This is a genomic window from Streptomyces sp. NPDC051172 (genome assembly GCF_040682555.1).
Classification (GTDB): Bacteria; Actinomycetota; Actinomycetes; order Streptomycetales; family Streptomycetaceae; genus Streptomyces.
This window is the reverse complement of record NZ_JBFBBE010000040.1, coordinates 51,964-75,096: the sequence shown is the minus strand read 5'-3', so window position 1 is coordinate 75,096 and position 23,133 is coordinate 51,964. Positions and strand designations below refer to the sequence as shown.

The following is a 23,133-nucleotide window of genomic DNA, read 5'->3' as shown; positions in this document are numbered from 1 at the left end:
CCTCTTGCTGTCTGCTTCGTCACCGGTCACTGCTGCCAGGAGCGGAACGCCCGCAGGTGTTCGGGCGTGACCACGCACTCCAGGCGCTCGTCGTCCTGCGCTCCCCCGCCCAGGGCGGCCAGCAGCCGGCGGGCCGGTGCGTTGCGTTCTGTGCGCTGCGCGGTCAGCCGGACCTTGGGGCAGCCGAGCTCCTCGGCGCGGTCGGCCAGCCACTGCAGCAGGCGTTCTTCGACGCCCCGGCCGAGGGCGCGGCAGCTCATCAGCCAGGCCGGTACGTCGAGCAGGTCACCGTCCGCACGCAGGGCGAGGAGGCCGATCTGGCCGTAGTCGCCGAACCGGTCCCGGGCCGCTGCCGTCCACACCTCGCCTTGCTCGCCCCAGCGGGTTACGTCGAGGCCGTCGTCGGAGCGCGGGTGGAGGGTGAACTGGTTGGTGCGGCGCACCAGTTGCTCGGCCCGCGGAACGTCGGCGGCGGTCAGGGGCCGGATGTCGACCTCCAGTTGCAGCCCGGCCAGGAACTCCTCGAAGCCGGCTCGCTCGCGCTCGGTGTCCCGTTCCCGTTCCTGTTCGTAGAAGCGGGCGCGCAGTGCGTCCTCGGACGTCGCCGCGGAAGGCACCAGCGGCCACAACCGGCCCAGGAACGCCACGAGTTCGGCGGTCGGCGGGCAGGTGACCGAGAGCACCTGCGGGAGCGCCGAGCGGACCTTGGCGATCTCGGCGGGGTTGTCGTCGAGGAACAGGAAGCTGTCCAGGCCGAGGTTGAGCGTGTGCGCCGCCTCGGCGAGGCGGTCCGGCTTGGGGCCCCAGGCGGCGGAGAGCACGCTGAAGTGTTCCGGCTTCAGCAGGCTGTCCGGGCGGTCCAGGACCGCGCGTACGGTCTCTTCGTCGTTGTTGCTGACCAGCACCAGCAGCGCGCCGGCCGCACGCCATTCGAGCAGCTTGCGTGCCAGCAGGGCCCGGGGACCGGTCAGGTCCACCGCGCCGGGGCCGATCTCCCCGGCCACTCCGCCCCACAGGGTTTCGTCGCCGTCCACCGCGATCACCTTCGGCGCGGGACGGCGCACGGCCCGCACGACGTCGGCGAGGCGCAGGGCGACGGCCGCCTGGAACTGGGGCGTGAAGGGGAGGTGGGCCAGGCGCTCGGTGCGTTCGTCGAAGTGTTCCTCGACGGGGTGCAGGCTGGTCCAGTCGCCGGGACCGAGTACGGCTGTTGCGGGCAACTCGGCGAGTTCGGCGGCGAGTTCGCGCTCCCAGCGCTGCAGGCGCTCCGGGGTGTGTGCGGCGGGCAGGAAGCCGACGACCAGCGGCTTACGGGTGCGCTCGGCCAGGGCCCGCAGGGCGGCGGGGTAGGCGGTGCGCAGCTCGGCGAGCAGCGCGTCGTCCACCGGACCGAACCGCTCCAGGTCCGCCGCCCGCAGCAGCACCACGCCCACTGCCGTCGACGCGTCGGCGAAGACGCCGGAAGGATCCCGCAGACCGGCCAGCACCTGGTGGTACGGGGCTTCAACGACGGTCGTCGCCGTGCCGTCCGGTGCCCCGTCGTCGAGGGCCGCCTCGCACATCAGGGGCAGGTGGCCGAGGGCGAAGGTGGCGGCGAGGGCGAGTGCGGGGCGCGGAGCGGATGCCACGGGAGCCTCTTCGCCGACGGCAGGCGTCGTACCCACCGGCCGCGAGGCGTCCTCGGCCGTCTGCGCGAGCAGCCGCACCAGCTCCTCCCCCAGCCCGGCGGCCGTGGCCGTGTCGAGGATGTCGAGGTTGTGGTCGAGCCGGACGCGGCCGGCCTCCGGCGTCACGGTGATCATGAGGTCGAGGTCGGAGTAGCCGGTCCCCACCGGCAGCACGTCCAGGCAGGTGAGGCCGCCCGCGGCTCGAACGTAGTTGAAGTACACCTCCACCAGAGGCGCGTCGGGCCGGTACAGGCCCTGCTTGGCCAGCACCGGCAGGACGTCCGAGAACATCGCGCCCTTCGTGAGGATCTTCTCCAGGCGGCTGTCGGTGCGGCGCAGCACGTCCTCGATCCGCTCCTGTGCCCTCGCCTCGGCGGGGAAGGGCACCGGTACCCCGAAGAAGCCCACCGCGTCGAACGCGTTGGCGTGGATACGGGTGTCGACCGGCACGGCGAGGACGAAGCGCTCCCGTTCCCGCAGCCTGGCCAGCAGCACGGTCAGGGTGCCCAGGCAGAAGGCGGCGGGTGTGACGGCGAGGCTGCTCGCGGCCGCCGTCACCTGTTGCATGAGGCCGTCGGGGATCGCCACGCTCACGCTGCCGGCCCGGTAGGAGCGTGCGGCCGGACGCGGGTGAGTGAGCGTCAGGTCGAGGCGCTCGCTGCCGTGGAAGGCCTCGCGCCACTCGGCCGCGCCGGTTCCGGGGCCCTCCCCCGGCTGCTGCGCCTCGATCAACAGGTCCAGGTCACGGTTGGTGACCGTACCCGCGAGGGCGGTGCCGGACAGTTCGCTGTCGATCTCGGCGGCCACCAGCAGCAGGGACTGCAGGTCACTCACCGCGTGGTGGGCGCCGTACAGCAGGATCTGGCCGCGCTCGCCGCCGTCGAGGAGTTCGAAGCGCCACATTGGGGGCTGTGCGAGGTCGAACGGCGGCTCGACCAGCCGGCGCAACCGGTCGGCGGCGTCAAGCTCGTCGGCCGCGGGTACGGCCGTCCAACGCAGCAGCGGCTGTGCGGGTTCCCGCTCCACCCGCAGCTGCCTGCCGCCCTCGCTTCCGGTGACGATCGCGGTGCGCAGGGCCGCATGCCGGGCGGCCAGGCGGGTGAGGATGCCGGCGAGCGTGGTATGGGTGGTCGCGGTGGTGAGCCGTACGGCGAGGCCGACTGCATGGGCCGCGGCCGGCATGTCCGGGCGGGCGCTGCGCTGCAGGCGCACGACGTCACGGGTGGCCGGGCGCAGTTCGCTGTCCGGCACTTCGGTGGCCGCTTCGGTCCGGGGCGCCACCGTGCTGCGTTCGGGCAGGGCTGTGGCCAGGGCCTGGGCGAGGCCTCGGATGTCGGTGGCCGAGAAGACTGCGGTGGACGGGAGTTCGGCGCCCAGTTCGCGGGCGAAGGCGTTGCGCAGCCGCACCAGCATGAGGGAGTCCAGGCCCAGTTCCTTGAGGGCCGTGGTGGCGGAGGGGTCGACGGCACCGCCGGAGACCTGGCCGACCCTCGCGCGCACATATGCCTCCAGCCGTTCCGTGCGCTGTTCCTGCGTCGTGGCCGCGAACACCTGCTTGACCAGGTCGTCGGAGCCTTGCGGGCCCGCGGGGACGGTGGCCAGGTCGGCGAGGAGGGGGCGGGTGCGGGCGGCGTCGGGGTCGAGGGCGAGCAGTTCCCGGTCCAGGGCGAGGGGGGCGAGTTGGCGGCGTTCGGTGGCCAGGACGCGGTCGAACAGTTCACCGCCCTCGGCGGGAGTGAAGGGAACGAGACCCGACCGGCTGGTTTCTACGGCCCGGATGGCGTCGGCGGCGACCATGCCGACGCCGGTCCACGCGCCCCAGTCCAGGCTGAGCGCACTCCTCCCGGCGAGGGAGAGGTGGTGGGCCCAGGCGTCCAGGAAGGCGTTGGCCGCCGAGTAGGGGCTCTGGCCGGCCGAGCCGAGCAGGCCGGCCGCGGAGGCGAACAGGACGAGGTTCTCGGCCTCGGGGACGAGTTCGGTGAGCAGGGTGGTGCCCAGCACCTTCGGGGCCAGAACGTTCAGGACGCGTTCGTCGCTCAGGTTCACGACCGTGGCGTCGTCCAGGACGCCCGCGGTGTGGACGACCGTGGCGATCGGTCCGGCTTCCCGTCGTACGGCGTCCAGGGCGGACGTCAGGCCTGCGCGGTCGGCCACGTCGGCACGGACCACGTGCACGGTGACTTCGCGCTCTTCCAGGCCCTGGATCCACTCCGCCGCCTGCGGGGTCGGCGCGCTGCGGCCCAGCAGGGCCAGCTTGCGGGCGCCGCGCCGTGCCAGCCGCTCGGCGACGACGCGGCCGAGGCCGCCCAGACCGCCGGTGATCAGGTGGACGCCGTCCGGGGTGGCGCCGTCGCCGGCGCCGTCGTCCGGACGGGTGCGGGTCAGACGCGGCACCATGCGGTCCGCGCCGCGCAGCGCGAGGAGGCGTTCGTCGTCGGCGTACCGCAGTTGCGTCCACAGGGCGTCCACGCCGTCCGTGGGCGGCAGGTCGATCAGGGTGGTCCTCAGCTCCGGGTGCTCCTGGGCGAGGGCGAGCCCGAAGCCCCAGGCCAGGGCCTGTTCGGGACGGGTCACCTGGGTGCTGTCGCCGGCGGCCTGGCTGCCGCGGACGACCGTGAACAGGCGGGGCGCCGGGCCCTGCGCCCGGTCGGTGAGCGTCCGTACCAGGTGCAGGGTGCTCAGGCAGCACAGCCGCGCCGCCTCCCGCGCGGTGCGTGCATCGCCGATCGGCGGGGCGTCGAGCGCGGACAGCTGCACGACGCGCTCGGGTGCCGCGTCCGCGAAGGCGTCCTCGAACAGACGGGCCAGGTGCTGCGGATCGGCCGGGTCGAGCACGTACCGGCCGGGGCCCTGGACGTCGTATGCCCCGCCTCTGTGGGCGATCACATGGGGCACGGAAGCAGCGTCGAGCCGGTCGGCGAGTTCGGCGGCGACGCCCGTCTCGTCGGCGAGGATCAGCCAACTGCCCTGGGTGGGCGTCTGTTTGGCGGGCGGGCGCGGCTGCCAGCGGGTCTCGAACAGTGCGCCGTCCAGTGGGGAGAGCGCGGCGAGCTCGAACTCCTCGACGACCAGCAGGAGTTGCTCGTCCTCGTCGTACAGTCGCAGGTCGAGGGTTGCTCGGTCGGCGTCCACGGAGCGCAGTCGGCACGTCGTCGATACGGGAGTCGTCCTGCGCCCGGTGAAGTGCAGCCGTCCGGCTCCGGCGGGTACGAAGGCCCGGCCTGCGGGTGTGTCGTGCGGCAGGGCGGCCGTGTGGAAGGCGGCGTCGAGGACGGCCGGGTGCAGCAGATGACCGGCGGCGGGCCGCGGGGCAAGCCTTCCCCACGCGGCCGAGTCCCCGAAGCGGCCCTGCTCCAGACCGCGGAAGGCGGGTCCGTATTCGATGTCGAGGGCGGCGAGTCGGGCGTATACGGCGGACAGGTCGGCCTCCTGGGCGCACTGTTCGCGCAGGGCAGCCGGCGATTCGTGCTCGTCCGGCGCCCGGTCGCCGCTGACCGAAGTGACGCGCCCGGTGACATGCCGCTCCCAGCGCTCGGAGGCCGCAGCCGAAGCGATGGCGAAGGGACGTGAGCCGTCCTCGGCGGGCCGCAGGACCAGTTGCAGCCGCACCGGCCGCTGCGCGTCCAGCCGCAGCGGCTGGTCGAACCTGACGTCGGTCAGCGCCACTTCGCCGCTGCCCTGTACGGCTGATGCCGCCTCCAGTGCCATGTCCAGGAAGGCCGCGGCGGGCAGCCAGACCTCGCCGGTGACGCGATGGTCGGTGAGATAGGCGAAGCGGCCGTCGCGCAGGTCGATCTCGGTCTGGAAGATGTGGCGGTCCGCCTCGTCGCTGGCCTCGATGTGCGTGCCCAGCAGCGGTGAGAGGCCCCCCGTCGGGGAGGCCGGCGTGCGCCAGTGGCGTTCGCGGGCGAAGGCGTAGGTGGGCAGGTCGACGCGTCGGCCGGCCGGGAAGAGGGCCTGCCAGTCGGGGGTGTGCCCGGCCGTGTGCAACTCCCCCACCCTGCGCAGCAGGTCGTCGAGGCCGCCCTCCTCGCGGCGGAGCGAGGCGATGCTCACGGCGTCGATTCCGGCTTCGGCGGCGACCGCTTCGATGGCGGAGCCGAGCGAGGGGTGCGGGCTGAGCTCGACGAAGTACCGGTACCCGTCGTCCAGCATCCGCCGGATCGTGTCCCCGAAGCGGACCGGCTCACTGAGGTTGCGGTACCAGTACCCGGCATCCAGCCGCTCTCCCGGCACGGGCTGGGCCGTCACGGTCGAGTACAGCGGCGTCGCGGTGTGCCTGCCCCGGGCGGTGCCGATGCGGTCGAGCAGCTCGTCGCGCAGTGCCGCCATCAGGGGGGTGTGCGAGGCGAAGGGGGTGGACAGTCGCCGCGCCGGGATCTTCAGCTCCTGGCACTGGCCGAGCAGATCGCTCAGCGCGTCCGCATCCCCGGACACGGCCGTGGACTGCGCGCTGTTGACCGCCGCGACGAACAGACGCCCCGCATACGGCTCAAGCAGCTCCTCCGCCCGGGTCCGCGGGAGTTCCAGGGCGAGCATGCCGCCCTTGCCGACCAGCGGGACGGCCGCCTGAGCGCGCCCGCACACCACCGTCACGGCAGCTTCGAGTGTCAGGGCGCCCGCGCTGTGGGCGGCGGCGATCTCGCCCAGGCTGTGTCCGACAACGGCGTCCGGTGCGACACCGAGTGCCCGCCAGGCGGCGGCCAGCGCCGCGTTCACGGCGAACAGGGTCGGCTGCAGATACTCGGTCCGGCCCAGCGGGGCGAGCGCTTCGGGCGCGCGCAGGACGTCGAGGACCGACCAGCCCGCCTCCCGGCGGACCGCCTCGTCCACACGGGCCAGCTCCTCGCGGAAGGCATCCGAGTCGGCCATCAACTGCACGCCCATACCGGGCCATTGGCCGCCGTGCCCGGCGAAGACGAAGGCCACCTTGCCGGACGGCTCCTCACGACGTGCCACCACGGGCCGTCGACCACCGGCCAACTCCCGCAGCTCTGCCAGCAGTTCGTCCCGGTCGCCTGCCACCAGCGCCGTGCGCCGCTCGAAGTGGCTGCGGTGCCTGGCCAGGGTGTGGGCCACGTCCGGCAGCGCCGTGTCACCGGTCAGGTGCTCAGCGAGCCGTGCGGCCTGCCCGCGCACCGCGTCCTCGGTGCGCGCCGACAGCACGAACAGCCGCTTGGACGGCGCGGGTTCGCCCTGCGCAGCGGGCGGGTCCACCGGCGGCGCCTCCTCCACGATCACGTGGGCGTTGGTTCCGCTGATGCCGAAGGCGCTCACTCCGGCGCGCCGCAGCCGCTCGCCCGTCGGCCAGGCCACTGGCTCCCGCAGCACGTGCAGCCCGCTGTCGGCCCAGTCCACATGGCGGCTGGGGGTGTCGGCATGCAGTGTGCGGGGCAGCAGCCCGTGCCGCAGCGACTGGATCACCTTGATCAGCCCGGCGACTCCCGAAGCGGCCTGGGCGTGGCCGATGTTGGACTTGAGCGAGCCCAGGTACAGCGGCCGCCCGGCGGGGCGCGAGGCGCCGAAGACCTCCGCGAGAGCGTTCGCCTCGATCGGGTCGCCGAGCGTGGTGCCGGTCCCGTGGGCCTCCACGTGGTCGATGTCGGCCGGGGCGAGTCCGGACAGCTCCAAGGCCCGCCGGATCACCTGTTCCTGCGCCGGACCGTTCGGTGCGGACAGCCCCTGGCTGCGGCCGTCCTGATTCACTGCGGTGCCGCGCAGTAAGGCCAGCACCTCGTCCCCGTCGCGGCGGGCGTCGCTCAGCCGCTTCAGTACGACCATGCCGGCGCCCTCGGCCCAGACCGCGCCGTCGGCGGCATCCGAGAACGACCGGCACCGGCCGGTCGGGGACAGACCGCGCAGGCGGCTGAACTCCACGAAGGTCTGCGGGGTGACCATGAGCGTCACCCCGCCCGCCAGGGCCAGGTCGCACTCGCCGGAGCGCAGCGCCTGCGCCGCCAGGTGCACCGCCACCAGGGAGGACGAGCAGGCCGTGTCGACGGTCAGGGCAGGGCCGTTCAGCCCGAGCGTGTAGGCGAGCCGGCCCGAGGCCACGCTCAGCGCCGAGCCGGTGCCGACGTAGCCGTCCAACTGGTCGAGCCGCGCCCCGGCCAGATAGTCGCCGGCGAACATGCCGACGTACACGCCGGTGCTGGTTCCCGCCAGTTCGGCGGGCACGATCCCGGCGCGTTCCACGGACTCCCAGGCCGTCTCCAGCAGCAGCCGCTGCTGCGGGTCCATGGCCTCGGCCTCCTTCGGTGTGATGCCGAAGAACGCCGCGTCGAAGGAGTCGATGTCGTCGAGGAAGCCGCCTTCACGGGCGTACGACTTGCCCGGCGCCTCCGGGTCGGGGTCGTAGAGCGCCTCCACGTCCCAGCGTCCGGCCGGGAACGGGCCCACCGCGTCGCGGCCCTCCGCAACCAGCCGCCACAGTTCCTGCGGGGAGCCCACCGCGCCCGGCAGCCGGCAGGCCGTCGCGATGACGGCCACCGGTTCGTCGGTCGCGGCCGCCGTCGTGCGGGACTGCTGCCCGTCCGGCGCGGCGGGGCGGAGCCTGCCGCCGTCCGGTGCGAGCACGGTGGCGAGCAGGTGATCGGCGAGGCGGGCGGGAGTGGGGTGGTCGAAGAGCAGGGTGGCGGGCAGCCGCACGCCGATGCGGGTGCCGAGGCGGTTGCGCAGGTCGACGGCCGTCACGGAGTCCATGCCCAGGTCGCGCAGCGGCTGGTCGGGACGGACGGAACGGGGTGCGGGCAGGCCCAGGGCGTGGGCGGCTTCCTCGCACACCAACTCCAGGACCCGGGCGGTGCGTTCGGTGTCGGTCAGCCGGGCCAGACGGTCGGCCGGCCCGCGGCCCGCCTGCCGGTCGGGGCGGGGTGAGGGCAGCAGTGAGGTCCACAGAGCGCCGGCGGCCGCCGCGTTGTCGCGCAGGCGGGGCAGGTCCAGATGCCAGGCGAGCAGGTGCGGTGTGCCGCGGCACAGGGAGAGCTCCACGAGGGCGCGACCCTGCTCCGGGGTGAGGGCGCGGTGGCCCAGGCGGGCCATCCGCTCCAGGTCGGCGTGTTCGGCGGCAAGGCCCTCGCCGGCCCAGGCGCCGAAGGAGATCGAGGCGGCGGACAGGCCCAGCGCCCTGCGGTGGTGGGCCAGTTGGTCGAGGAACACGTTGGCGGCCGCGTAGTTGGCCTGCCCGGCGTTGCCGACGAGGCCGGCGGCAGACGAGACCAGCAGGAACAGCTCCAGCGGCAGGTCGGCGGTCAGCCGGTGCAGATGGGCTGCGCCGTCGACCTTGGGGCGCAGCACCTGGGCGAGTCGTTCGGGAGTCAGCTCGGCGATCACGCCGTCGGCCAGGACTCCGGCGCAGTGCACCACACCGCGCAACGGCAATGCGTCGCCGACGCCGGCGAGCACATCGGCCAGGGCGGTCGCGTCCGCGACGTCGCAGGCAGCCACCTCGACTTCGGCACCGAGTGCGGCCAGCTCCTCGGTGATCCCGGCGGCCCGCGGGTCGGCTTGCCCCTGACGTGAGGTCACCAGCAGCCGCGGAACCCCGTGTTCGGCCAGCAGGCGGGCCAGCTGCCGGCCGACCGCGCCCAGGCCACCGGTGATCAGCACCGTGCCGTCGGTGGGCACGAGAGCGGGGCGGCCGACGAGGTCGAGGACGACGGGGCGGCCGGACACCTCTCGACGGCGTACCGCCTCGCGCGCGGCGGTGACCGGGAAGACCTGGGGATGTACGGGTGTGCGGACGGCGGCGCGCAGGGCCTCGGCCACCCGTTCGCCCTCGTCCGCGAGGGACACGGCGACCGCGGCCGTGAACGGCAGCTCGTCCGGAACCACGGCGACCAGCCGCGCGTCCACGACCAGCTCGGATCCGGGCGTGGCCTCGGCGGGAACGACGACCCGCGTACCGCACGCCAGGCCCTCGACCTCGGGACCGGCCTCGGCGAGCACACCGGCGCAGGAGATGTGCGTGGCATGCAGGCCGACGGCGTGCACCTCGATCCGCACCTGGGCGGGCCCGAGCGTCTGACGGGCCGCCGGGCGCAGGGTGACCTCGGCCGGAATGCCGGTCAGCTGGTAGCAGTCCCCGGCCGGGACCCGCAGCATGTCGGCCGGGCGGGCGCGCACCAGCCGCGGCGCCAGCAACTCGCCGTCGCGCAGGGCGAGTTCGGGTTCCTCGGCGTACGTGATGGCAGCAACCGTCGCGGTCGCGGCATGAGCGCTGTCGATGTCGCCGTCGAGGTCGAGCAGGGTCAGTCCGAGGTCGGGGTGCTCGCTGCGGGTACTGCGGGCCAGGCCCCACAGCACCGACTGCGCCAGGCCCGGCACGGTGTCGGCCTCCCCGGTCGCGACCGCACCGCGGGTCACCCACAGGGTCCGCGCGGGCGCCCCGTGGGGCGGCAGGGCGATGAGTTCCTGCACCTCTGTGAGGGCTTGGGCCGCCAACTCGCCTGCCACAGCGGCAGGTTCGGCGTCCGCCGCCGGGCGCGGCCACAGCCGTACGACGATGTCGGCTCCCGACTCGCGCAGTTCGACTCCCGCCGCCGTGAGGCCCCGTACGATCGCCTCGACGTCCGGGTCCGAGCGGTCGCCGATCACCGTCCAGGCCGCCCGCTCGCCGGCGGCGGTCGCTGCGGGCAGTGCCGTCCACGCCACTTCGTACAGGTGCCGGGCGTGCTCCGAGCCCGCGCGCAGGTCCGACGGGTCGGCGGCCCGCAGCCGTACGCCTTCCAGGCGTCCTGCCGGGATGCCGTCCGGGTCCCACAGCGTCACGTCCAGGACGAGGTCCGTGCCGGAGCCACCGGTACGCCGCACCACCGCGGTCAATTCGCCGGCCCCGCCCGGAGGGAGGGCGCAGCGACCCACCGCCACGGGCAGCAGCGCCCGGCCCGCGGACGTGTCGAAGGCGGCGGCCGCCTGCAATGCGGCATCCAGGAGCGCCGGATGAACCGGATACGCCTCGGCCGCATCCCCGGTCACGGGTGGCAGGGCGAGCCGCGCCAGCAGCTCGTCCTCGCCCGTCGCGACCACCGACCGTACGCCCCGGAAGGCCGGGCCGTAGGCAAGCCCGAGCGCGGCGAGCCGCTCGTACGTGTCCTCGCCCCAGAGCTCATCGGCCGCCTGCGGCCACACCGGCGACGACGCGCCATCGGCGGGACCCGGTTCGGCCGCCGACGCGGTGGCGTGCAGGGTCCACCCCGCCGCTTCCTGACCGCGCGGGCGGCTGTGCACAGTGATCTCCGGCACGGACGCGGAGGCGTCCACCTCGACCGACACCTCGACCGTGCCGGAGACGGGCAGGGTCAGGGGCGCGAGCAGCAGCAGATCGGCCAGGTCGTCGCGGGCGTCGGGGCGGACGACGGCGAGCGCGGCGCGGCACAGCTCCATGAGGGTGGTGCCCGACACCACCGTCTGTCCGAACACGGTGTGGTCCGGCAGCCAGGCGGCGGTGGCCGGGGACCACTCGTTGCGGAAGGTCCAGCGGGTTGCGTCGGCCGACTGCAGCTGGATACCGAGGACCGGGTGGGCGGCGCGGTCGAAGAGGGCGGGCCCGTTCGCGGTGGTGTCGGGTTCGGTCCAGTGGCGCTGTGTGTCCCAGGCGTACGTCGGCAGGTCGGCGTCGGCGGTGTCGGGGACGAGGCGCCGCCAGTCGACGGGGCGGCCCCGGACGTGGAGTTCGGCGGTCGCGCGGTCCAGGCAGGCGAGTCCGGGTTCGTCGCGGCGCAGCGATCCGACGGCGACCAGGTCGTGGCCGTGTCCCTCGCCGACGGTGGTGATGGCGGTGAGCAGGGAGGGGTGGGGACTCAGTTCGACGAAGCAGCGGTAGCCGTCGTCCGCCATCCGCTGCACGGTCGGCCCGAAGCGGACCGGCTCGCGCAGGTTGGTGTACCAGTAGCCGGCCTCCAGCTCTTCGGTGACCGGTTCGCCGGTCACCGTCGAGTACCAGGCGACGGACGTCGAATACGTGGTGACACCGTCGAGTTCGTCGAGAATCGTCGCGCGGACCGGGTCCACGTGGGCGGTGTGGGAGGCGTAGTCGACGTCGAGACGGCGGGCGAACACCTGACGCCGGTGGAGGTCGGCGAGGAGGGCCTCGAGTGGTTCGACGTCTCCGGCGACCACCGTGGAGCGGCCGCTGTTCACGGCGGCGACCGACACCCGGCCGTCCAGTGCGGCAAGGAGGGGCTCGACCTCGGTGTGCGGGAGGGCGACGACCGCCATCGTTCCGGTGCCGGACAGCTCGGTCAGGGCCTGGCTGCGCAGGGCGACCACTGCGGCGGCGTCGTTGAGGCTGAGCGCCCCGGCGACGCAGGCCGCGGCGACCTCGCCCTGGCTGTGCCCGATGACCGCGTCCGGCCGTATGCCGCGCGCCCGCCACACGGCGGCCAGAGAGACCATCACGGCGAACAGGACCGGTTGGACGACATCCACGCGCGCCGGCGAGGGCGCGGCGGCATCGCCCCGCAGGACCGATGTGACCGACCAGGTGGTGAACGGGCGCAGGGCCGCGTCGCAGCGGTCGATTTCGTCGGCGAACACCGGGTCGGTGCCGAGCAGATCGCGGGCCATGCCCGCCCACTGGGCCCCCTGGCCGGGGAAGACGAAGGCCAACTTCCCGGTCGGGAGCGCCTGCTGGGGGCCCACTGTCAGCTCGGGGTCCGGTTGCGCTGTGGCAAGTCCGCGCAGGGCGTCGAGCAGTTCGTCGCGGCCTGCGGCCTGGAGGACGGCCCGGTGCTCGAAGTGGGTGCGGTGGTGAGCGAGTGTCGACGCGACGGCGGTCAGCGGCAGCTGCGGTTGCCGGGCGAGCGCATGCCGGAGGCGTTCGGCCTGTCCGCGAAGGGCCTCGGGGCTGCGGGCGGAGAGCGGGAAGAGGGTCTGCCTCGTCGGCTCGTCGGCGCCGAGCCGGCCGGGGCCCTGCGGCGCCTCCTCCAGGACCACATGTGCATTCGTCCCGCTGATCCCGAACGCGCTCACACCGGCCCGCCGCACCCGCTCGCCGTCGCGGGGCCACGCCCGTGCGCTGGTGACGAGGCTCAGTCCGCTGTCCGGCCAGTCGACGTGGCCGGTCGGGGTGGCGGCGTGCAGGGTCGCGGGCAGCACGCCGTGCTGGAGCGCCAGCACGGTCTTGATGATGCCGCCGATGCCCGCCGCGGCCTGCGCGTGACCGAGGTTGGACTTGAGCGAGCCGATGCCGAGGGGCCGGTCCGCGGGGCGGTCGGGGCCGAAGACGGCGGCCAGCGCCCGGACTTCGATGGGGTCGCCCAGGGGTGTGCCGGTGCCATGGGTCTCGACGTGGTCCAGGTCGCCGGGCTGCAGCCCGGCCGCGTCCAGGGCCGCGCGCAGCACGCGCTCCTGCGCCGGACCGTTCGGGGCGCTCAGTCCCTGGCTGCGTCCGTCCTGGTTGATTGCGGAACCCTTGATCAAGGCAAGGACCCGGTCGCCGTCCCGGTGTGCGTCCGCGAGCCGCTTGAGCAGCACCAGGCCGCAGCCCTCGGCCCACACCACCCCGTCCGCATCCGCGGAGAACGGACTGCACCGCCCGGACGGCGACAGCCCGCGCAGCCTGCTGAACTCGACATGCGCGCGGGGCGTCACCAGCAGCGAGGCACCACCCGCCAGCGCCAGGTCGCACTCGCCTCCCGCCAGCGCCCGCGCCGCCAGATGCAGGGCGACGAGCGAGGACGAGCAGGCGGTGTCGACGGTGACCGCCGGTCCCTGCAGGCCGAGGGAGTAGGCGATACGTCCGGAGGCCACACTGGACGCCGAGCCCGTACCGACATGACCGTCGAGCTGTTCCAGCGAGGCGGCGGCGAGGTAGCCGCTGTCGTACAGGCCGACGTAGACGCCGGTCGAACTGCCGTTCAGCGTGCCGGGCACGATGCCGGCGCGCTCGATGGTCTCCCAGGCGGTCTGCAGCAGCAGCCGCTGCTGCGGGTCCATGGCCGCGGCCTCGCGCGGGGAGATCCCGAAGAAGGCCGCGTCGAAACGGTCGATGCCGGTCAGATAGCCGCCGCGCAGCGAATACGCCGTGCCGTTGGCCTCCGGGTCGGGGTCGTACAGTCCCTGGGTGTTCCAACGGCCGGGAGGTACTTCGGTGATGACGTCCTCACCCGAGGCCAGCAGCCGCCACAGCGCCTCGGGGTCGTCCGCGCCGCCCGGGAAGCGGCACGCCATGGAGATGATCGCGATGTCGTCGTTCGTCCGCGCGGCCGGGCCGGACCGCATGGGAGTGGCCGTGCCCGTGGCGTCGGGCGCGTCACCGAGCACCGCCTCGGCCAGTGCTGCGACGGTCGGGTGGTCGAAGATCAGAGACGGGCTCAGGCTCCGGCCGATCCGTTCGGACAGCTGTGCCGCCAGCGTCACCAACTGGCGTGATCCCAGGCCGAATTCAGCGATCGGCCGGTGCGGGTCGACGGTCAGCGGGTCGAGCCCGGCCGCCTCGGCGACCGAGGAGATCAGCCAGGCCCGCACGCTCTGCGGTGTGGTGAGGGACGGCTCGGCGGGCTGCTTCGCGGACTCGTTCGCAGGCATCGGGGCAGGTGTCCTCGTGAACTCGGGCTCGGTGTGTTTTTCCGTCCGCGCGATACGGCCGGTGTGGAGGCATGACGGAGCCACCGGTGGCCGAACGGGCAGGCTTGGTACGGGAGTTGCGTCGCAGGACGGCGCGGGCAGGCGGGTGGTGTCAGCGCGCGGCGGGTGCGGGGAGCGAAGAGAGGGAGCCGGACAGGTGGGCCGTCCGGGTCGCGTGGCGCTGGATCTTCCCGCTGGAGGTCTTGGGGATCGTGCCGGGGTGCACCAGGACGACCTCGCGTACGGACAGGCCGTGGGCCTCGCCGAGCGCGCTGCGGATCAGATCGGTGATCTTCTCCGAGTCGCCCGCGGCCTCCTGGGCCACCTCGGCGACGAGGACCACCTGCTCCCCTTCGGCTTCCGCGTCGGCGGGGACGGAGAAGGCGGCGGTGCAGCCGGGGCGCAGGGCCGGGTGGCACATCTCGGCGGACAGCTCCAGGTCCTGCGGGTAGTGGTTGCGTCCGTCGATGACGATCAGGTCCTTGAGGCGGCCGGTGACGAAGAGTTCGCCGTCGCGCAGGAATCCGAGGTCGCCGGTGCGCAGGAAGCGGCCTTCGCGGCCGGGCAGGGTGGCGCGGAAGGTCTCGCGGGTGGCCAGGGCGTTGCGCCAGTAGCCCTTGGCGACGCTGGCTCCGCTCACCCAGATCTCGCCGACCTGCCCGTCGGGGAGTTCCGCTCCCTGCTCCGGGTCCGCGATCGTCACCGTGAGTCCGGGGCCGGGACGGCCACAGCCGACCGCTGCCGCGTCCGCCTCGCCGGCGTGCGGCCCGAGGTCCTGGGCGGCGAGGAGGGTGGGCGGGGTGTCCACGGCGGCGCCGGTGACCATCACGGTCGCCTCGGCGAGGCCGTAGCAGGGGTAGAAGGCCTCGCGGCGGAAGCCCGCGGGGGCAAAGGTCTCGGTGAAGCGGCGCAGGGTGGCGGCGCGTATGGGTTCGGCGCCGTTGAAGGCGACTTTCCACGAGCTCAGGTCGAGGCCGTCGACGAGTTCGTCGGTGGCGTGCTTCAGGCTCAGTTCGTAGGCGAAGTTGGGTCCGCCGCTGGTGTGCGGGCGGTAGCGGCTGATGGCCCTCAGCCAGCGGTCGGGCTGCTGCAGGAAGTGCAGCGGGGAGAAGAGGGTGGTGGTGAGGCCGAGGTAGACGGTGTTCAGGACTGGTCCGATGAGACCCATGTCGTGGTACACGGGCAGCCAGCTGACGACCAGTTCGCGGCCGTACTCCTCGATGACCTCCGGGGTGTGCCCCATCCGTTCGGTGATGATCCGTTCGTTGTCGAGCAGGTTGCCGTGAGTGACGGCCACGCCCTTGGGGGCGGAGGTGGAGCCGGAGGTGTACTGGAGGAAGGCGACCGAGTCGGGGGTGAGGTCGGGGGCGCGCCAGGCGTCGGCGGCCTCGTCGGGGATGTCCTCGGTGGCGAGGCAGGGGATGTCGGCCAGCTCGGGCAGGTGCTCCGTCATGCCGGCCAGGGCAGTGACCACGTCCCGGCCACCGAGGATCACCCTGACGTCCGCGTCGGCCAGCAGACGCCTCGTACGGGTCAGGGCGCGGTGGTTGTGTGCCCGGCCCTGCGGGGGCACGCCGGGCACGGCGACGACACCGGCCGCGAGGCAGCCCAGGTAGTCGCCGATGAACCCCAGGCCGGGCGGGTGCAGCAGCATGGCGCGGGAACCGGTCAGCTCGCGCTCCTGCAGCCAGGCGGCGACGGCCCGGGAACGGCGAGCGAGCCGCGCGTAGGTGATCTCCTGGATCTCTCCGTCGCAGTCCCCGGAGACGAGGTAGCGGTATGCGGTCCGGTCGGGCTGTTGTGTGGCGTGCTCGGTCAGTAAGTCGACCAGGGAACGGGCCATGGGAAGAGTCTCACCTGTCTGAATCGGCGGGCGGGGAACTGGAGTTCGAGGGCTGCGCGACACATGTGCACAGCAGCCGCGAGCGGCCCGGCCCCCTTGCCGGACTGCGCGAATCGACCATCCGTCCAGGGAGTGGCGACACGCCGGCCCCCCGTGCCCCGTACGACTTGCTACCGGCGAGTAGCACTGTAGCAACTCTGTTCGGCCCGTCGACCGAAACTCTGTAAACGCTCGGTATCAAACGGGAGTTGGACATACGGAAGGCCCGGCCACCCGTGGCGTGCACGGCGGCCGGGCCTGAGGGCGGGAAGCCGGTGTCAGCCGCCGTTCAGGCGTCCGCGCAGCAGTCCCTTGCCGATTTCCGCGCCCTTGCGGCTGTCCGCCTGGGCCTTGCGGAACAGGTCGGCCACCTCGGTGTCCTTCTCGCGTTCCGCGTCCTGGATGTAGGTCTCCAGACGCAGGGCGTTGCTCAGGCACGCCTCCACGTACCAGATGAGGTTGTAGTCCTTGTCCGGCGTGCCGGTCACGCCGCCGGTCTCCGTGCTGCTGGTCATGCGGGCCTCCTGCAGCGGTAGTCCTTCCGGAGCTGTCCGAGTACCCGTCCCGCACCGGGCAATCAGCCGACGTCCCACAGGAAACGGTGCGTGTGGATGCCGAAGTACGGGAACGACTGGATCTGCCGGACCCCTTCGATCGGCCGTACGACGTCGTTGACGAAGTCCAGCAGTTCGCGCGGGCCCGCCGCGACCACCTCGGCGAACAGGTCGAAGCCGCCGGACGTCAGTACCGCATAGACGACCTCGGAGCGAGCGGCCAGTTCGTCGGCGACCGCGCGCGGGTCGCCGTCCACGCCGATGCCGAGCAGGGCCATGGCCTGCCCGCCCATGGACATCGGGTCCGTGACGCCGACGACCTGGACGGCTTTGGTGTCCAGCAGCCGCTGCAGGCGCTGGCGGGCCGCGGAGGCCGAGAGGCCGACCTTGGGGCCGAGGTCGGCGTAGGCGATGCGCCCGTCGGTCTGCAGTTCACGCAGGATGGCCCGGTCGATGTCGTCCACGTGCGTCGCTCTCCTTGTTCCGGCCGGCTTGTCCGGTCCCGTCGGTGCCGCTCAGCCGGCCAGGTCGGCCAGGGCGGCGGCGAAGACCTCGGTGTGGGTGTCGACGTCCTGGTCGGTGGTGTCCGGGCACATCAGCGCCATGTTGTGGAAGGGGGTCAGCAGGATGCCGCGGTTGGCCAGGTAGAGGTGGAGGAAATCCTCCAGTTCGGGGTCGCCGGCGGCCGCGGACTCGGTGCCGGTGCGGGGCGCAGACGAGGCGAAGCGGTACTCGGTGCGAGCGCCGAGACGGCTGACCGACCAGGGAAGGACGTGGGCGTCGATACCCGCGCGTACGCCCGCTTCGAAGCGTTCGGACAGTTTGGTCATGCGCGCGAACGCGTCCTCGGTCAGGACGTGTTCCAGCGTGGCGCGCATGGCGGCGACCGAGAGGGCGTTGCCGGCCAGGGTGCCGCCGACGCCACCCATGTCGACCAGGTCGAGGTCGGCGCGGTCGAGGAGGCGGTCCGCGAGTTCGGCGGACAGGCCGTACGCGCCGGCCGGGATGCCGCCGCCGATGGCCTTGCCGATGGTGAGCAGGTCGGGCTCCAGATCCCAGGCGGCGGTGCAGCCGCCCGGGCCGGCGGAGAACGTGTGGGTCTCGTCGTTGATGAGCAGGGTGCCGTGGCGCCGGGTCAGCGCCCGGACACCCGCGAGGTATCCGGGTTCGGGCAGCACGATGCCGATGTTGGTGAGGGCGGGCTCCATCAGGACGGCGGCCACATCGCCGTGGGCGAGTTCGCGCTCCAGCTGTTCCAGGTCGTTGAATTCCGCGACGCGGCTGGTCAGCGTGACGTCGCAGGGAGCGCCGACGTTTCCGGGGCGAGCCGCTCCCCGGCCGTCGGGACCGACGACGATGAGGGACTCGTCGACGCTGCCGTGGTAGCTGTAACTGTTCACCAGGATCTTGGGGCGGCCGGTGACGGCCCGGGCGAGCCGGATCGCCCACCGGTTGGCGTCGGTCGCCGTCAGCGAGAAGCTCCAGCGGGCGAGGCCGAAGCGGCGGGTCAGCTCGGCACCGACCCATTCGGCGTCCTCGGTGGGCAGCATCGCGGTGGCCCCGCCCAGATCGGCGAACCGGCGCTGGACGGCCTCGGCCACGGCCGCCGGGGAGTGACCGGCCATCGCTCCGGTGTCACCGAGGCAGAAGTCGACGTACTCGTGCCCGTCGATGTCCGTGACGCGGGCGCCGCGGGCGGTGGCCAGGTAGCGGGGGAAGGCGCCCGCCGTCTTGTTCATCCACGTCATCGGCACACGCCCGAAGAGATGGTCGGCCCGCGCGTAGGCGTCCCTCGAACGCGGGCAGCGATGGGCGGCCTCCTCTTCCTCACGGGCGAGCAGGTCCTGCAAACGGGCGCGGTCCATGGGATCCCCGAACTCTGAGTGCGACGGAACCAGCGGAGTGTACGACAGATATCCCTGTTCCATCAAGCTGTCGCTGCGGAATCAGTTGTCCAATCGGCTGATTCGAGCGTATCGGGCAGAACCTCGCGCAGATGACAGAGTGCCGAGCTGCGACCCGCGGGTCAGCCGGGGCCCCGACTGCACCGGAAGCTGCGGCCCAAGATCCCCGAGCAGCCGGCCGCCGTACGGGCCGGGAAGATCGGCTGGGGGTGGTCGTCGACGAGACGCTGCGGGTACACCCGTCGATCGCCTCGCTGCCGCTGCGGTCCACCGAGCACGCTCGCCCGGGTGGAGACGCTCACCGCGCTGCCCGCCCGCGTCGAGCGCTTCCCCGAGATGCGACTGGCCGTCGGCGAGGACGAGCTGCGGCAGGTGCCGTCGTTCATCGCGTTCGGCCGGCAGGAGGTGCCGGTGCGGCTGCGCGCGTAGAAACACAAGGGGGCCCGACCGGTCCCCTGTTCCGGTCGCGCCCCCGCGGTTCGTCGAACTTACGTGCCGGGTGGATCCGTTGTGAACCGTGTCAGTGCCCGCTGCGTTGTCCGCACGGCTCACCCGTGCACAGGTGAGTCCGGATGGTCCCGGTTCGCCCGGCGCAGGTCGGGCTGGTCGAGGTCGCCGAGGGCCAGAAGGGCGAGGACGACCTCGTAGAGGTCGCTGCCGGCTGCGAGCAGTTGGCGTTCGAGGACGGGTTCCGCGCTGCGCACGTGCTCCCGCACCGTCTGCGCGTGCACCCCCAGGATCTGCGCGGCGCGTTCGGCGTTGCCGCCGGCGGCGATCCAGGTGCGCAGGGTACGGCGCAGATCACGGGCGTCGGCATCGAGGCGCGCCAGCAATTCGCTCGCCCAGGTGCGCAGCGCGGGGCCGGACAGCAGCTCGCCGAGCCGGCGGTGGCCCGTGGGGACGGCGCCGGTCTCCTGCGGTTCCGTCCCGAGGCCGATCCAGGTGTTGAGGGCGAGGTGCACGACCGCGCGGGTGGCGAGATCGGAGAAGTCCGCCCGCAGCAGCGCCTCCACGCGCTCCATGCGGGCGCGGACGGTGTTGCGGCTGACGCCGAGCACCTTCGCGGCGTTGACGGCGGTGAACTGCAGGCCCAGCCGGGTGGTGGCGAGGAGTTCGGCGCGGGTGTGGTGCGCCAGGGTGTCCAGCGGACGCAGCACGTGCGTCGTCCAGCCGTGCAGTTCGGCGGGGTCCATCAGGCGCTCGGGGTGGGTGCGTTCGGCGTACACGGCCTGCTTGTCGGGCCGGAAACGGGCCACGGCGAGCGCGCTCACGGCCTGTCCGTAGGCGGTGGCGGTACGGGCGAGGCTCTGCGGGGCGCTGCCGCCGAGGTAGGTGCCCGGCCGTCGGCCGATCAGGGAGCGCAGTTCCCCGGCGGCAGTGTCGTCCGGAGCGACGACGATGACGTGCGCATCGACGGCGGGGCAGCGCACGACCAGCACCTGCTCCTCCGTCTCGGTCAGGCACTCCTCGGCGAGCCGGTCGCGGTCCTCGGCGCAGCCCTCGAGGACGTAGACGCAGGCGGTGTCGGTGTCGAGCAGGCCGGGCCACAGACCTGCGGCGACGCGGCGGGCGGAGACGGTGTCCTCGACCATCAGCAGTTGCAGGATCGCCAGGCGCAGATCAGAGGTGGCGCGTTGGAGGCGGCGTCCGGCGGTGGTCGACTCGCGTGCCCTGAGCAGGAGTTCGACCACCTGGGCGGTGTGGGTCACGATGTCGGAGGCCCGGCGGTCGAAGGGGGCCGGGCGGGACACGGCCAGTACGCCGACGACGGCGGGCGGCGGCTGCTCCACCCGGACGAGCCGCAGATGGCGTCCGGTGTCGTCCCAGGCGGCTGAGGCGATTCGGCCGGAGACGAGGTCCGCGAGGAGGTTCTCGTCCAGCGGTGTCGGCGTTCCGGCGAGGAGCCGGCCGGTGCCGTCCTGCAGCCAGGCCGTCCCCTGCACGGCGTCCGCGAGCCAGGCGACGACCTTGCGGATGTCCCGGCCCGTGGGGCGCAGGTGATCGAGCAGTTCCTGCGCCCACGTCGGGCCGCCGTCGGCGCCCGCCACCTGTGCCGGGCGGGCCCCGTCCTCTCGGCCGGCCATCTCGGCCTTCTCCTCGTCCATCGCATCGACCTCGACTTTCGGTCGGGGACGTTACCTCACGGGTGCCCGCCGGCCGCGTACCCACGGGTGCGTGCGACGGGAGAGGGCCTTTCAGGCGGTGTGGCCTGCGAAGGCGCCGCCCGGGGCGAAGGCCAGTGAGGCGAAGCGTTCGCCGATGCGGAGGTGGGTGTCGGCATCCGGGTGGAGCTGGTCGGGCAGGGGCAGTTCGTCGTGGTCGGACTCGCCGTAGAGCTCGCGGCCGTCAAGGTAGTTGAGGTTCGGGTCCTCGGTCGCCCGCTGGGTCACGATACGGGCCAGCTCGTCACGGATGACGCCGAGGGACAGTTTCCCGCTCGCTCGTTCCCCGGGATCACCCATGGCCTGGAAGTGCAGTTGACCGTCGCTCAGAGAAGTGAAGTCCAGGACGCTGGGGCCGGGCGTGTCCTCGTGTATCGGGCACAGGATGGGCGAGACGACGAGCAGCGGTGTCGTGGGGTGTCCTTCGCGGATGGTGTCGAGGAAGCCGTGGACGGCGGGGGTGAAGGCGCGCAGGCGCATCAGGTCGGTGTTGACCAGGTTGATGCCGATCTTGACGCTGATCAGGTCGGCCGAGGTGTCGCGCAGGGTGCGCGCGGTGAACGGGTCGAGCAGGGCGCTGCCGCCCAGGCCGAGGTTGATCAGGTCGACGCCACCGAGGGAGGCGGCGAAGGCGGGCCATGTGGTGGTGGGGCTCGCCGCGTCGGAGCCGTGGCTGATCGAACTGCCGTGGTGCAGCCATACCGTGCGGCCGCTGGGCGGGCTGGGCTCCACGGGGGCGTCGGTGCGCAGGGCGACCAGTTCGGTGGTCTCGTTGTGCGGGAGCCAGATCTCGACGTCCTTCTCCCCTTCGGGCAGGTCGGGGAAGCGGAGCGTGCCCACGGAGCCGGTGCGCAGTTCGGCCGTGCCGGCGACCATGTCGATGGTCACGGTGTTGCCGCCCGCGACACTGCCCCGGCCGGCCGGGCGGCCGTCGACGAGGAGGTCGTAGACGCCGTCGGGACGGGGCGGGGCGCCGACGTAGTCGCGTTTGGTGGGCAGGGCGTCGAGTTCGACGGCCGTCGCGCGCGTACGGAACGCCAGCCGTACGCCCGAGGGCTGGGACTCGGCGCTGGCCAGCTGCGGATCGGTGCACTGCGCGCGGGCCCGGGCGGGCAGCCGGTGCGGCAGCACGCCGTGCTCGGTGCGCTCGATGTCGAGGGCGCCGCGCAGCAGCTCGGCGGTGACGGGCGTGGTGATCCAGTCGTGCTCGGTGGGCATGTCCTCAGCCTGTCCGTCAAAGGGTCGGGGCGGTGGGCCAGTTGCGCAGCAGGGCGTCGAGGGCGTCAAGGATCCGCGTCCAGCTCTCCTGCGAGTCGGGGGCGCTGTGGCTGAAGCCGCCCGCCGTCTCCAGACTCGAGTAGCCGTGAAAGACGCTGCCAAGCAGCCGTACGGCGTGCGTCTGGTCCGGTTCAGCCAGGTCGTAGCCGCGCAGGATCGCGCGTGTCATCCGGGCGTGCCGGACGCCCGCGCTGGCGGCCGCGGTCTCGGGGTCCAGTCGCAGCCGGGCCGCGGCCGCGCGGCCGGGGTGTTGCCGCCCGTAGTCGCGGTAGGCGTCGGCGAAGGCGATCAGGGCGTCCTTGCCGGCGCGCCCCGCGACGGCGTCGGCGGCCAGGTCGGCGAGCTCTTCCAGGGCGAACAGGGCGATCTGCGTCTTGAGGTCCTGGGAGCTGTTCACATGCGAGTACAGGCTCGCCACCTTGACGTCGAAGCGGCGGGCCAACTCGGAGACGGTCACCTGGTCGAAGCCGAGCTCGTCCGCCAGCTCCGCTCCTGCCCGGACCACACGTTCCGTGGTCAGCCCGGCGCGCGCCATCGCCGCCCTCCTCTCTCCAGTGCCGATTCGCCTGAGCCGATTATGCATTTGCCTAAAACATTTAGGCAAATTAGCGTGGTGTTATGGAACCGCTGACCGAGCAAGAGATCCGCACCGCCTTCGTGAACTGCACCAAGGGCGGGGCCAAGCGCCTGTCGGTCCCCCGCGACCTGGCCGAGCAGCCCTGGGACGACCTGGACTTCCTCGGCTGGCGCGATCCGCAGGCCCCCGACCGCGCCTACCTCGTCACCGAGTGGAGCGACGGCAGGCCCAGAGCCGTTGCACTGCGCGGCTCCAGCGCCACCGTGGGCCAGGCACGGCGCAGCATGTGCTCGATGTGCCTGACCACCCACTCCGGCGGCGTCTCGCTGATGGTCGCGCCGAAGGCGGGCAAGGCCGGGCAGCAGGGCAACTCGGTGGGCGCCTACATCTGCAGCGACCTGGCCTGTTCGCTGTATGTGCGAGGCAAGCGGGAGGCGGGCATCGGGGCGCGGCTGCACGAGACGATCACCCTGGAGGAGAAGATCCGGCGCACCGTGGCGAACGTCGCCGCGTTCGTCGCCAAGGTCGGCACGGCATAAGCT

9 protein-coding genes and 1 pseudogene are annotated in these 23,133 nt (G+C 72.9%); 2 read left to right on the top strand and 8 right to left on the bottom strand.

From position 1 onward, the window contains the following. Window positions 1-26: 26 nt before the first annotated feature. From AB0N07_RS24225 to AB0N07_RS24205, 5 genes are all read right to left on the bottom strand, one after another. Entirely contained in the window at window positions 27-14,195 is a 14,169-nt protein-coding gene (locus AB0N07_RS24225; protein ID WP_365838299.1) for an SDR family NAD(P)-dependent oxidoreductase, read from the bottom strand. 151 nt (window positions 14,196-14,346) lie between these two features. Then, entirely contained in the window at window positions 14,347-16,077 is a 1,731-nt protein-coding gene (locus AB0N07_RS24220; protein ID WP_365838297.1) for a fatty acyl-AMP ligase, read from the bottom strand. Between the two features lie 317 nt (window positions 16,078-16,394). Then, the gene (locus AB0N07_RS24215) at window positions 16,395-16,631 is read right to left on the bottom strand and encodes a hypothetical protein (protein WP_099926203.1); all 237 of its coding nucleotides are present in this window, start codon (window positions 16,629-16,631) and stop codon (window positions 16,395-16,397) included. A 62-nt stretch (window positions 16,632-16,693) separates the two neighbouring features. Further along, window positions 16,694-17,134: an Lrp/AsnC family transcriptional regulator gene (locus tag AB0N07_RS24210; protein WP_365838295.1), complete on the bottom strand. Its 441-nt coding sequence runs from the start codon at window positions 17,132-17,134 to the stop codon at window positions 16,694-16,696. A 51-nt stretch (window positions 17,135-17,185) separates the two neighbouring features. Continuing rightward, window positions 17,186-18,535, bottom strand: coding sequence for a transaminase (locus tag AB0N07_RS24205; protein WP_365838293.1), 1,350 nt, complete (start codon window positions 18,533-18,535; stop codon window positions 17,186-17,188). Window positions 18,536-18,739: 204 nt separating this feature from the next. Between AB0N07_RS24205 and AB0N07_RS24200 the strand changes: the two are divergent. After that, window positions 18,740-19,003: pseudogene (locus AB0N07_RS24200) on the top strand (cytochrome P450); the annotation flags it as partial. A 119-nt stretch (window positions 19,004-19,122) separates the two neighbouring features. On the opposite strand, the gene AB0N07_RS24195 reads toward AB0N07_RS24200, so the two are convergent. The 3 genes from AB0N07_RS24195 to AB0N07_RS24185 all read right to left on the bottom strand — a co-directional run bounded on the left by AB0N07_RS24195 (window position 19,123) and on the right by AB0N07_RS24185 (window position 22,549). Next, complete coding sequence (locus tag AB0N07_RS24195; RefSeq protein ID WP_365838317.1) at window positions 19,123-20,658, bottom strand: helix-turn-helix domain-containing protein; 1,536 nt, start codon at window positions 20,656-20,658, stop codon at window positions 19,123-19,125. A gap of 111 nt (window positions 20,659-20,769) precedes the next feature. Further along, window positions 20,770-21,954, bottom strand: a complete 1,185-nt coding sequence (locus AB0N07_RS24190) for an SGNH/GDSL hydrolase family protein (RefSeq protein WP_365838291.1) — start codon at window positions 21,952-21,954, stop codon at window positions 20,770-20,772. A gap of 16 nt (window positions 21,955-21,970) precedes the next feature. Continuing rightward, entirely contained in the window at window positions 21,971-22,549 is a 579-nt protein-coding gene (locus AB0N07_RS24185) for a TetR-like C-terminal domain-containing protein (protein ID WP_365838289.1), read from the bottom strand. A gap of 83 nt (window positions 22,550-22,632) precedes the next feature. On the opposite strand from AB0N07_RS24185, the gene AB0N07_RS24180 reads away from it, so the two are divergent. After that, entirely contained in the window at window positions 22,633-23,130 is a 498-nt protein-coding gene (locus tag AB0N07_RS24180) for an FBP domain-containing protein (protein WP_365838287.1), read from the top strand. The last annotated feature ends 3 nt before the right edge of the window (window positions 23,131-23,133 follow it).

Bases quoted from the DNA above. Each gene is read 5' to 3' on its own strand.
- AB0N07_RS24190 (WP_365838291.1), bottom strand. From the start codon at position 21,954: ATGCCCACCGAGCACGACTGGATCACCACGCCCGTCACCGCCGAGCTG.
- AB0N07_RS24195 (WP_365838317.1), bottom strand. From the start codon at position 20,658: ATGGCCGGCCGAGAGGACGGGGCCCGCCCGGCACAGGTGGCGGGCGCC.
- AB0N07_RS24205 (WP_365838293.1), bottom strand. From the start codon at position 18,535: ATGGACCGCGCCCGTTTGCAGGACCTGCTCGCCCGTGAGGAAGAGGAG.
- AB0N07_RS24180 (WP_365838287.1), top strand. From the start codon at position 22,633: ATGGAACCGCTGACCGAGCAAGAGATCCGCACCGCCTTCGTGAACTGC.
- AB0N07_RS24220 (WP_365838297.1), bottom strand. From the start codon at position 16,077: ATGGCCCGTTCCCTGGTCGACTTACTGACCGAGCACGCCACACAACAG.
- AB0N07_RS24215 (WP_099926203.1), bottom strand. From the start codon at position 16,631: ATGACCAGCAGCACGGAGACCGGCGGCGTGACCGGCACGCCGGACAAG.
- AB0N07_RS24225 (WP_365838299.1), bottom strand. From the start codon at position 14,195: ATGCCTGCGAACGAGTCCGCGAAGCAGCCCGCCGAGCCGTCCCTCACC.
- AB0N07_RS24185 (WP_365838289.1), bottom strand. From the start codon at position 22,549: ATGGCGCGCGCCGGGCTGACCACGGAACGTGTGGTCCGGGCAGGAGCG.